The 12182-nt window shown below is 46.7% G+C and carries 7 protein-coding genes; 3 read left to right on the top strand and 4 right to left on the bottom strand.

Annotation, left to right across the window (positions count from 1 at the left end; genetic code table 11):
- Position 1 precedes the first annotated feature (1 nt).
- From pnp to L990_RS10595, 3 genes are all read right to left on the bottom strand, one after another.
- Positions 2-2194: a polyribonucleotide nucleotidyltransferase gene (gene pnp / locus L990_RS10605; RefSeq protein ID WP_047448683.1), complete on the bottom strand. Its 2193-nt coding sequence runs from the start codon at positions 2192-2194 to the stop codon at positions 2-4.
- A 103-nt stretch (positions 2195-2297) separates the two neighbouring features.
- Entirely contained in the window at positions 2298-2570 is a 273-nt protein-coding gene (rpsO, locus tag L990_RS10600; protein ID WP_047448680.1) for a 30S ribosomal protein S15, read from the bottom strand.
- Positions 2571-2699: 129 nt separating this feature from the next.
- Complete coding sequence (locus L990_RS10595; RefSeq protein ID WP_047448678.1) at positions 2700-3977, bottom strand: DUF2851 family protein; 1278 nt, start codon at positions 3975-3977, stop codon at positions 2700-2702.
- A 204-nt stretch (positions 3978-4181) separates the two neighbouring features.
- Between L990_RS10595 and L990_RS10590 the strand changes: the two genes are divergently transcribed.
- From L990_RS10590 to L990_RS19985, 3 genes are all read left to right on the top strand, one after another.
- Positions 4182-5843, top strand: a complete 1662-nt coding sequence (locus L990_RS10590; RefSeq protein ID WP_047448899.1) for a nucleoside kinase — start codon at positions 4182-4184, stop codon at positions 5841-5843.
- A 185-nt stretch (positions 5844-6028) separates the two neighbouring features.
- Positions 6029-7573 carry an SPOR domain-containing protein gene (locus L990_RS10585; RefSeq protein ID WP_047448676.1) on the top strand — a complete coding sequence of 515 codons (1545 nt, stop codon included), beginning with the start codon at positions 6029-6031 and terminating at the stop codon, positions 7571-7573.
- 8 nt (positions 7574-7581) lie between these two features.
- Positions 7582-8853, top strand: coding sequence for a DUF6089 family protein (locus L990_RS19985; RefSeq protein ID WP_047448674.1), 1272 nt, complete (start codon positions 7582-7584; stop codon positions 8851-8853).
- Between the two features lie 836 nt (positions 8854-9689).
- Here L990_RS19985 and L990_RS10575 read toward each other — a convergent pair.
- Positions 9690-12098 carry a penicillin-binding protein 1A gene (locus L990_RS10575; RefSeq protein WP_052180915.1) on the bottom strand — a complete coding sequence of 803 codons (2409 nt, stop codon included), beginning with the start codon at positions 12096-12098 and terminating at the stop codon, positions 9690-9692.
- Positions 12099-12182 lie beyond the last annotated feature (84 nt).

The raw sequence follows: 12182 nt of genomic DNA, 5'->3' as shown, positions 1-12182 counted from the left end.
GCTAGTCGGCCTTATTTGGATTGGCTGGTCTATCCCCTCTTTTAGGTCCATCAGGACGAGGTTCTCTTGGAGCCTGCTCTGGTTTTGGAAGAAGCGCCCTACGGCTCAACTTCAGCTTGCCAGTTTTTTTATCAACCTCTATAAGCTTAACATCAATGATATCGCCTTCCTTAAGAACGTCTTCAACCTTTTCTACACGCTTATGATCAATTTCCGAAATGTGAAGAAGCCCGTCTTTACCTGGAAGAATCTCTACAAATGCACCAAACTGAAGAATTGACTTAACCTTACCTCGGTAGATTTCACCCTCTTCAGGAACAGCTACTATTGCCTTAATTTTCTGAGCGGCAGCCTGTAGCCCATCTCTATCTTCGCTGTAGATATCAACAATACCCTTGCTGTCTACTTCAGAAATAGTAATGGTAGTATTGGTTTCTTTTTGGATCTCTTGAATGATCTTTCCTCCTGGCCCAATAACAGCACCAATAAATTCTTTTGGAATAATCAACTGCTCAATACGTGGCACGTGAGGCTTGAAGTCCTCGCGAGGCTCCTTCATTGTTTCTAGGATCTTACCTAGGATATGCATACGTCCAGCACGAGCTTGCTCTAAAGCTTGAGATAGCACCTCATAGGATAAACCATCCACCTTGATGTCCATCTGGGTAGCCGTAATCCCGTTTTCAGTACCGGTCACCTTGAAGTCCATATCACCTAAGTGATCTTCATCTCCAAGAATGTCTGAAAGTACAGCAAATTTACCGGTCTTCTTATCAGCGATAAGCCCCATGGCAATACCAGAAACTGGACGCTTAATCTTAACACCAGCATCCATAAGCGCAAGTGTACCTGCACATACAGTAGCCATAGATGAAGAACCGTTTGATTCTAGAATATCAGAAACAATACGAACTGCGTATGGATTTTCTGGATTCAAAGGTACCACAGGCTTAAGAGCGCGGAATGCCAAGTTTCCGTGTCCCACCTCACGACGGCTTAAGCCACGTGATGCACGAGCGTCACCTGTCGAAAATGGAGGGAAGTTATAATGCAATACAAATTGCTCAGTTCCTTGAATAAGAACCTCATCAACTTGTTTTTCGTCAAGTTTAGTACCTAAGGTTACGGTCGTAAGCGACTGGGTTTCGCCACGAGTAAACACAGCAGAACCATGAGCTGCAGGAAGGTAGTCTACCTCACTCCAAATTGGACGAATCGTTTTGGTATCACGACCATCCAAACGCAACCCTTCGTCAATAATCATACGACGCATTGCCTCCTTTTGCACATCATGGAAGTAGCGACCTACTAAGGCTGCCTTTTCTGCAAGAACCTCTTCAGGAAGAGTGGTTTTATACTCCTCTAAAACGGCCGCAAACTTGTCAGAACGCTCATGCTTAGAGGTCATTCCTTTAGCCACCTCGTATACCTTATCGTAGGTAGCAGTCCAAACCTGCTCGCGAAGCTCATCATCATTACGCTCATGGCAGTAAGTACGCTTTACGGTTTTTCCCACCATTTCAGCCAACTCCATTTGAGCAGTACAATGCTTTTTTATTGCCTCATGCGCAAACTTAATAGCCTCTAGCATGTCAGTTTCAGAAACTTCCTTCATTTCACCTTCTACCATCATTATATTGTCGATAGTAGCGGCAACCATGATGTCGATATCTGCCTGCTTTAGCTGAGAAAAAGTAGGATTAATCATCATTTCACCGTTAACACGGGCAACGCGCACCTCCGAAATAGGTCCGTTGAACGGAATATCAGAAACGGCTAATGCTGCCGATGCTGCCAATCCGGCTAGGGCGTCGGGCATAATATCTTTATCGGCAGAAATTAGGTTTACGGTAACAAAAACTTCTGCATGAAAATCATCAGGGAATAGCGGACGAAGAGCTCGGTCTACCAAACGAGATACAAGAATTTCGTAGTCAGAAGGCTTTGCTTCACGCTTCATAAAGCCACCAGGGAAACGCCCTGTAGCTGCAAATTTTTCCTTGTAATCAACCGATAGAGGCATAAAATCAACATCCTCTTTAGCATCTTTAGCGGCGGTAACCGTAGCAAGAAGCATTGTCTTGCCCATCTTAACAACCACTGAGCCATCGGCTTGCTTGGCTAACTTGCCAGTTTCAATCTCGATAACTCTGCCATCACCAAGGTCGATTGTTTTCTGGATAGCATTATACATATAAACTGTTTATTTAATTCTAAACTCTGTATTAGAAACAAATATACTCCCTTTTAACAAAAGGGAGTATAAAAAAAGGCAATTTTGCAATTGCCTTTTAAAATTATTTTCTCAAGTTAAGAGCCTTAATGATTGCTCTATATCTTTCAATTTCTGTATCCTTCAAATATTCGAGCAGTCTTCTTCTCTTACCCACCAACTTAAGTAGCGAACGCTGAGTGTCATAGTCCTTACGGTGAGTTTTGAGATGCCCGGTTAAGTGATTGATACGGTATGAAAATAGCGCAATCTGACCTTCTGCTGAGCCAGTGTCGATATTAGACTTCCCGTACTGTTGAAAAATCTCTTCTTTCTTTTCTGCTGTTAAATAGCTCATCTCTAAAAATTTTTATAACGTTCGCCTTACAAAAAGGACGTGCAAAACTACTGATTATTTTTTTACTTAACAACCAATCGCTCATATTTAAGCGATATTTTTTATCTAAAAGCCCACCATTCAGATTTTTTAAGATGCCCCCTCCACTATTTTTTTGCCTATCGAGCAGTGCAGACATTTTTTCAGATCGCAGTATTCGCTCTTTAGATGCAGCAGCGCCTGAGTGTAGAAGGCGCTACCTGTGGGCATCCCCAACTCCCTCCACTTATCAATAAGCGAATTGTCGTCAGGAGAAATAGTCTCAAGCAAATCCAAGGCTCGCTCTTTAAACGAGTAGCTATCGTTAAAATGGCCATATGCAAAAACAAAAGGAATCCAGAGATTTATTGCCAGCAAGTTAAGAGCGCTATCGCCCAGCCATTTTGAGCGACCTTTAGAAGGGCTCCCAAATGCAAAATGGGAGATCCAGTAATCCGACACTTCGGCATCCTCGAAAAAACGCTTAAACTCTTGAATGTTTCTACACGAAATGACCATCGAAAAAAGATTCACCTCGCGGCATAGCACGGCAGCAAGCTGAGCGATGCGGATAGTTGGGAAATTATGGGGACGAGTGCGTAAAAATTTCCACAAGCTGCCCTCCAGCGGCTTTAGCTTATACTTAGCGCGCAAAAAAGCATACTCCGCTTTTAAGCTACGGTAATACTCATCATCAACAACCTTCTCCAACAAGCCCGACTGCCCAAAAAGCAGCGCTTCTACGGCCATTCTTCGGTTACGATGCTTTAGGATCAGCTGATAAGGAAGCGACTTAGCCAGCAGCTCGAACGGAAGGGCGTTTATGGAGAAACCAAAGGTTCTCAACAGGAAAATGTAAAATACCTCCTCCCAATTTTTCGAAGTTCGGATCAGCTCCTGCTGTATGGCCTCTACCCGCTTCCCCAGCCGCTCCACCAGCAATCGGCCCATCAGCTGCTTAACAACAAACTCGTCGACCTTTTTGATGTGCGGCTCACATGCCACCCAGCCGGTTGAATTTTGTATTTCGCGGTAGCGCTCCTCCAACTGCGAGTTAAAGTTCATCACAGCGCACTTTATGAGGCTACCGGTTGTCCTATGTATAGTAGAGTCGTCATCATGAGCAACAACATGTAGAATTACATTGTCGTACGCCTTATTTTTATGATGGTTATGCCGCACCCAATCTGATGTTCGCTGATGAATCTCAACATTCCCAGCCCAAACCTCCTCGCCAATTTGGATCTTTGCATTGAAAAAATCGGGCCCGGCAGCAGTGTTGTGGCTACCAACATGGAGAGGCACCACCTTTTCGCCCGTAGTGCAGTACAGGTTTTCAACATCGAAAAGCTGAAATTTCCACAAAAACTGAAGAAACTCTTCGTTCATAATCGTCACTTTTAAAAAGTCAACAACCTGACTTTAAATATATAGTAAAGATTTTAGATACGAAACAAATCCATCCTTTTTGTGAAATATCCGCATAAAAACTTTAAAACAGCTTAAATCAAGATGAACGCTTATTTTTATACATTGCCAAAGTTCGATCAAAAGGCAAAACATTCAATTATCTACGCTTAAAAAGATATGATGATGCAGCACAAAGTTGAAATTATAGTCGAAAATGTAGGATTAAGAGAGAAGATAGATCCAGGAATGTCGCTTGGAGAAATCGCGCAGCAGCTTAACGTTGGCTTAAAGCAACCTATTCTTGGCGCCTTCGTAAACAACAAGCTCCGGGAACTTTCTTACAAAGTATTCTCACCAAAGGTTGTTCGGTTTATAGACATAAATCATCCTTCGGGCCGAAGAATGTACGAACGCTCGCTCTTCTTTGTGCTATCGATGGCGATCAAGGAGATTCTTCCGGGCAAAAACCTTCGGGTGGAGCACTCCATATCGAAAGGCTACTACTGCGAAATAGAGGGAATGGCAAGCATCGACCCCAAAATCGTGATGGCGATATCGAACAGGATGAAGGAGATTATCAACGAAAACCTGCCATTCCGACGCGAAAAAATGCTCACCGAGGATGCAATACCGATGTTCGAAAAGGAAGGTATGCTCCAAAAAGTGAAGCTTCTAAAAACTAAGCCCAAGCTATTTACCTCGGTATACTTCCTAAACGGCATCATAGACTACTACTACGAAGAGCTAATTCCATCGACAGGCTTACTTACCAACTTCGACTTGGTTAACTACTTCGAAGGAATGCTGCTGATGATTCCCCGAAAGGACAACCCCGAAAAGCTCGAGGATATCATCCTTCAGAATAAGATGTTCGATGTATTCCAAGAGCAAAAAGATTGGCTAACAATTATTGGAGCAGAAACGATTGGCGATATCAACCGCATAATACTAGACGGAAACGGCGGCGACCTTATTAAGGTGGCAGAGGCGCTCCACGAAAAAAAGGTTGCCCAAGTTGCCGACCAAATATTTTGCCGCAAGGATGTGCAGCTAGCTCTAATTTCAGGGCCATCATCCAGCGGAAAAACAACCTTCTCCAAAAGGCTGGCCATACAGCTTCGGGTGCTTGGATTAAAGCCAGTTGTAATTGGCATGGACGACTACTTTGTAGACCGAGAGCATACCCCAAAGGACGAGAATGGGGATTACGACTTCGAATCCATTTACGCCGTAGATATCGATCTCTTCAACAAAGATCTTACCGCCCTTATGAACGGAGAGTCGATACAGGTGCCCCGATTCGACTTTGCAACCGGAAGGCGCACGTACGATGGGCATACCCTAGCGCTAGAGAAGAACAGCATAATTGTTGTGGAAGGCATCCACGCGTTAAACCCGCTGCTTACCTCAAAAATAGAGGAGCGGAGAAAGTTTAAAATCTACCTCTCTGCCCTAACCTCCATTTCGATGGATAGGCACAACCACATACCGACCACCGACAACCGGCTTATTCGCCGTATTGTTCGAGATGCGCGCTACCGCAGCTACTCGGCGTACGACACCATAAAGCGCTGGCCAAGCGTAAGAAAAGGAGAGGATAAAAACATATTTCCCTACCAAGAGTACGCCGACGTGATGTTCAACTCGGCGCTCCTTTACGAGCTGGCCGTGCTGAAGCACTATGCCGAGCCGCTTCTTAGGGAAGTTCCGCCCACTGCACACGAATTTGCAGAGGCCCATCGGCTTCTTAAGTTCTTAGGATACTTTGTCCCTCTTGCCGAAAACGAAATTCCGCCTACATCTATTTTAAGAGAATTTTTAGGAGGAAGCAGCTTTAAGTTTTAATCGTATTACACTTAATACATGACCCTTACAAACACCAACGCGCTTTACCCTAAATAAAAAAAGGGTAGAGAGCGTTGGTGTTCCTGTTTTTTCTGATTTTCTTTTATATTTTTAAGCTTCCTTTTGATGTAATTTCATCAAATTACATTAGTTCCGTGGATTAAAAAGTAACCAAAATATAGGGAATGGTGCGTTTTTTGGGAATGTTGGTGGTGTTTTTGTTGCTTTCGAGCTCCTATGCAAGTGCTGGAGATAATCCGTCGTTAATAATTACGGCTCCAAAGCAGGTTGTTGCGGGGACATCCTTTACAGTTAACGTAGAAATAGCAAAAAATGAAATAGAAGGGATTGCCCGCTACCAGCTGGCGCTTCCTCAAGGTATCAGCATTGAACCTGGTACCTGCTCTAATGCCGATTTTGAGTTTAGCAACCAGGTGCTAAAGCTCATGTGGTACCGTCTTCCCAAAACTACCTCGCTAAAGTTCTCGTTTAAGGTTAAAACGCACACCAACATTAAGGGAGACCTAACCATTGGCGGCTCGTTTATCTGCATTACCTCTGCCAATATCACCAAAAACATACCAGCCGAAGCCATCTTGGTCGACATCACCCAGTCGCCAGGGGTAAACCCAAGCACGGTTGTAGACTTAAAGAACTTCAAACCCAAAGAAACTCCTGCCGAAGATAGGACGCTAACCTTTGTACCCGCAACCCAGCAAATGGAGTCGGTAAAAATGGTATCGAAGGCGCTAAGGCAGGCACCCAACTTCGACCCAAAAAGTAACTCGTACCTAGTAAGCATACTGCTAGATAAGGGCAATGCCACCAAATATGCCAAGCTCGAGGAGGCCATCCCCGAAGGGTATACCGCCGAACCGGTGGAGACACGTGGAGGAATCTTCGACTTTAAGGAGGGAAAGGTAAAATTCCTTTGGCTCGAGCTACCCAGCCAAACCCGCTACTTTGTTAGCTACAGGCTGAAACCCAAAGGCGCAACAACGGCAACCAGCCGACCTACCATCAGCGGGTACTTTGCCTTTATCAACGGCGACAATACCGAGGTGCACGAGGTTGCCCAAGTACAGGACGATATCAAGAAGTTTGCACTTGGCTCCGAGGTTGGCACCGCTACCTCGCAAGGCGGCGCTCGCGACATACCTATTAAATATGTAGGTATTGCAAAGCAAGCTGGCAAGGAAACCAAAACGGCAGAAGTGAAGGCTCCACACGAAGAGGTAAAACCTGCCGCTGAGAAGAAGGCTGCAGCAAAGGTTGACGACAAAGCACCAGCGACCACCACCCCTGTTGTGGCAACAAAACCTGATACCCAAAAGCCCGAACCAGCCAAGGAGACCTCCAAAGCGGTAACCAAAGAAGCCCCCAAAGAGACTTCGAAAACCGTAACCAAGGAAACCACCAAGGAGGCCAACGAAAGTACCAGCAAAAAGCCTGTAGAAGGCGTCATCTTTAAGGTGCAGCTGGCCGCTGTTAGCAAGGAGGCCGACAAGGCAGGTGCCGACGAGAAATTTAAAATACTAAGCTCCTTCGCAAAGGAGGAAGCAAATGGTCTTATACGCTACTTAATTGGCCCTTACCAAACGTACCAGGAGGCGCTGGATGCCAAGAATAAGGCAAAAAGTAATGGCATTAAAGACGTATTTATAGCCCCCTACAATAGCAAGGGTGTACGGATTAGCATTAAGGATGCTTTTGCATCAGAAAAAAATTAGGTTGTTGGATGAAGCGTTTTATAAAAAAAATTACGGCAGCAGTCGCATTTCTTGCCATAGCTAGCGTTGCAGGCGCGCAGGACGATGAGATTACCAAGCTGCTGGAAAAGTACTACCAGGATAAGCTCCGAACAGAGGTGGAGGTCGAAAACCCGACCTACCGTCCGGTTATTGGGCTTAGCACCGGGTTTATGACATTCTGGGGCGACGTGCAAAATCAGGGAAACTCTCCCCTACTCGGAAAGCCCGCCTTTAAGCTCAACCTATCGGGTTTTATAGATCGCAAGCACAACTTTAAGTGGAATGTGTTTTGGATAAACGGCGAGATATCGGGCTACTACGATAAGGACATCAACTTTAAGACGCAGATTAACCAGTATGGCGTAAACCTAGAGTACACCTTTGCCACCCTATTCAAGCGTGGCAAGTTTAATCCGTACCTCTCGGTTGGCTTTTCGCCCATCAACTTCTCGCCCATGGGCCTTAACCCCCTAACGGGCAAGTACGACCGAAACCTTAGAAAAGAAAGCGAGAAGAAAGGAACAAAGTACGGCGAAACATCATTTACAATACCGGTGGATGCGGGGCTTAACTATGCGCTGCACGATAGGGTAGCCATACGTCTTGGTGCAACCTACAACTATACGTTCTCCGACTATCTGGACAACGTATCGCCCACCAACCGCCCCGACTCGTACGCAAAAAAAACGAACTCGCAAACCGATAGCTACCTGTTTACCTACCTAAGCCTCAACCTCGACCTTTTCTCCGACCCTAAAACATTTAGGCGCAAAACCTACATGCAGGTGCTCGAGAATGAGGATGCGCTTACCATGGATCAGGATGGCGACGGCGTTTTCGACTTCGACGATATGTGCCCCGATACGCCATCGGGCGTGGAGGTCGACGAGAAGGGCTGCCCGCTGGATAAGGACAACGACGGCGTACCCGACTACCTCGACCAGGATAACAGCACCCCGCTCGGAACAAACGTAAACGGCAAGGGGGTTGCCATCTCGAAGGACGACTTTGCCATACTCGACAACCAGTTTGGTGCCGTACGCCGCGAGGATGCAGCCGTTACCCTATCGGACAGAGGAGCCCGAAAGTACAAGCAAAAGGGCGCAATGCCCACCAAGTTTGCCAGCGTAGATAAGAATAGGGATGGCGACATCTCCTACGAGGAGCTCAAGCAAACGGTTAACGACTTCCTCGATAAGAAATCGACCTTTACCACACAGGATATAAACGAGCTTTACGAATACTTCTTTGCTCAGTAAACGAAAACAAATCGGGCCTCCATTGGAGGCCCGATTTTGTTTTGTGGAGCCACTAACGCGTAAGCGCGCTAATCAAGTTTCCCGCCATCAAAGAGGTTTAAATCTTACTAACTCTACAGAAGTTCGCTCCACCAATTTACCCTACTCTTGCCCCAACTTATCCGATCGTTGGGGTTATACAACCACATCGTTTAGGTTGGTGAACCCCAACGTTTAGGTTAGGTAACCACATCGTTGGGGTGTTTTACCCCATCGTTGCGTCAAATTATATAAACCTTCGGCTACAGTAACCCCAACGTTGGGGTTATGTAACCCAAACGGAGGCATGTTTTGACGCAACGTTGCCTTAAGTTGACGAATTGATGGGGTTAGCTAACCCCTCGGTTGTGGTTGTTTGACGGAACGATGGGGTAGTTTGACGGAACGATGGCTATCGGAACCACATCGGTTCGTCACGGAACCACAACGTTGGGGTTGTACAACCACATCGTTTAGGTTAGGTAACCACAACGTTTGGGTTGGTGAACCGCATCGTTGGGGTTAGGGAACCACATCGTTGGGGTTAGGGAACCACATCGTTGGGGTTGGTGGACCACAACGTTGGGGTTACACAACCTAAACGGAGGGGTTCTGAACGTATCCCGAACGGTGTTTTATGGTAGAATAGGTGTCGGGGCAAGGCAGGGCCGTTAATGCATCCAACCTATAAAGTAGAAATACGAGCATCGCGCCCCTACAGCACTCCTATAGCAACAGGGAAGTACATTTGGAGCCGATGCGGCGTGTACCGCCCTTGCGATAAATAAAAAGGCCCGCACTGCTGCGGGCCTATATGCCTAGTTAAAGAATTCGTCGTTAGGTGGAGTGGCTGCGCCATCCTGATTGTCGTCGAGGTGGAGCTCGTTATCGAGCAGCCCATCCAGCGAGTCCCTCTGCGGAACATATCGGGTATGGCAGGTATACATCTTGGCAATCTTCCCCTTGGGTTTCTCGAACTTGCCTTGATACTGAGGGTAGCGCGCATCCTTCATCACCTTCTCCATAAAGAGCCCGTAAACAGGGAGAGCCGTTTTACAGCCTTCGCCGGTATCGGTAGTTCGGAAGTGAACCGCACGCGACTCGGCACCTACCCAGCAGCCAGATACCAGGTTGGGCGATATCCCGATAAACCATCCGTCCGATTGGTTGGACGAGGTACCCGTCTTGCCACCAAATTCGGTGTTCGACTTAAATAGGTCGTACTCGAAAAGCGCTTGGGTGGTAGCACGAGGCTCGGTTAGCCCAGCCTTCAGCATCTCGAGCATGTAAAATGCGGTGTACTCGTTGATAACCCGCTTCTTTTCGGGAGCAGCCTCATAAATGACATGCCCCTTACGGTCTACTATTTTTGTTACAAGAATCGGCTTAACGGCGTATCCTCCATTAATCATCGGGGCGTACGAGTCTACCATTTCGTATAGCGAAACATCGCTCGATCCTAACGATACGGATGGAACGCTAGCCAGCGGTGTGGTGATTCCCATTTTGTGGGCATACTCAATCACCTTATCCCAACCCACCTGCTGGGTTAGCTGTACGGCTATGGAGTTGATCGATTTGGCGAAGGCATACTTCAGCGTCACCTCGCTACCCGTAAAGTGGCCGTCGGCATTTTTGGGTGTCCACGATTTGGGTTGCCCCTTCTCCACGTAGTTTACGGTGATGGATCTATCCACCATCTTGTCGCAAGGGCCCATACCAGCATCCATAGCGGCGGTGTACACGTAGGCCTTAAATAGCGAGCCTGGCTGACGCCTCGACTGCTTTACGTGGTCGTACTTAAAGAATGGATAGTTGATACCGCCCACCCACGTTTTAATGTAACCCGTATTCGGATCCATCGACATAAAGCCTGTATGCAGGAATTTCTTGTAGTAGCGCAACGAGTCCATTGGGCTAAAGGTGGTATCCTTAACGCCATCCCAAGTAAACACCTTTATTCTATTGGGCTTATTAAGATGGTAGTATATCGAATCTTTGTTTCCTTTAAACTTAATGGATAGAGCAGAGTAGCGCGAGGTTTGCTTGGCAGCATCCTCTATAAAGTTAGGAATCTCCACGCCCCTATCGTCGGCCCAAGGGTTGCGTCCCTCCCAGTGCCATGTAAAACGACGCTGCAGCAGCTTCATTTGCTGCGCCACCGCCTCCTCGGCATACTGCTGCAGGGTAGGATCGATGGTTGTATAGATTTTCAACCCGTCTTCGTACAGGTCTATTTCGTTCTCCTTAAGCCACGCCTTTAGGTAGCTGCTCACCGCATCGCGAATGTACGAGGCGTTGCCGTCGATGTTTTCGTAGGGGTTATAGGCAAGCACCAGCGGCAGCTTCTTTAGCGAGTCGCACACGGCCTTGGTAATATACCCGTACTTTTCCATCTGCTCGAGCACCACGTTACGGCGAGCCAAGGCGCGCTCGGGCTTACGAACGGGGCTATAGTAGGTGGGAGCCTTAAGGATGCCCACCAAAAGGGCCGCCTCTTCGGGCTTCAGCAGGCGCGGCTTCTTGGAGAAGAAGGTGGCTGCCGCCGTTTTTATCCCGTGCGAGTTGCTACCAAAGGTTACCGTATTGAAGTACATGGTAAGGATCTCCTGCTTATCGTAAAAGAGCTCAATCTTCAACGAGGTAATCCACTCCTTTATCTTATATAGGGCAACCTTTACTCCCGGAACATATCCTAGCAGCCCACGAGAGTAGTCGTCTCTGGTTTTGAATAGGTTCTTAACCAGCTGCTGGGTGATGGTGCTCCCTCCTCGCCTATCGCCACGTGCGGTGGAGTATAGGGCGCTGACGGTACCTCTAAAATCGACCCCGATATGATCGTAAAAGCGAGCATCCTCGGTAGCCACAAGGGCGTTAACCAATGCAGGAGGTAAATCCTTATAGCCAACAGGCGTTCTATTTTCGACAAAGTACTTCCCAATAAGCTGGCCATCTTGGGAGTATAGCTCCGAGGCCACGTTCATGTTGGGGTTCATCAGATCCGAAATTCTGGGCGAACGACCGAATAGCCAAAAGAGATTGATGTCAATTATAAATGCAAATAGGAAAATGGAAACCAGAACGACACCTATATAAAATAGGATTTTCTGGTACCAGTTGTAGGACTTTGCCTTTTTGAATTGTCCTTTAATTAGGCTAACGACCTTTTTTACAAAATCTTTCAGCCAAATGAGCAGCTCTAACAAACGCTCCTTTGTAATCTTCATTCTACATCTTAGATTTGCGCCAAAGATAGCTTTTCTGGGATTTTGAACGCAAATTTAACAGTTTAAAATAGCTTTTCTATGATT

Origin of the sequence: Alistipes sp. ZOR0009 (assembly GCF_000798815.1) — a bacterium.
In the GTDB taxonomy this organism is placed as follows: domain Bacteria; phylum Bacteroidota; class Bacteroidia; order Bacteroidales; family ZOR0009; genus Acetobacteroides.
Note: the sequence above shows the minus strand (reverse complement) of the source record. Positions and strands in the feature narration are given on the sequence as shown.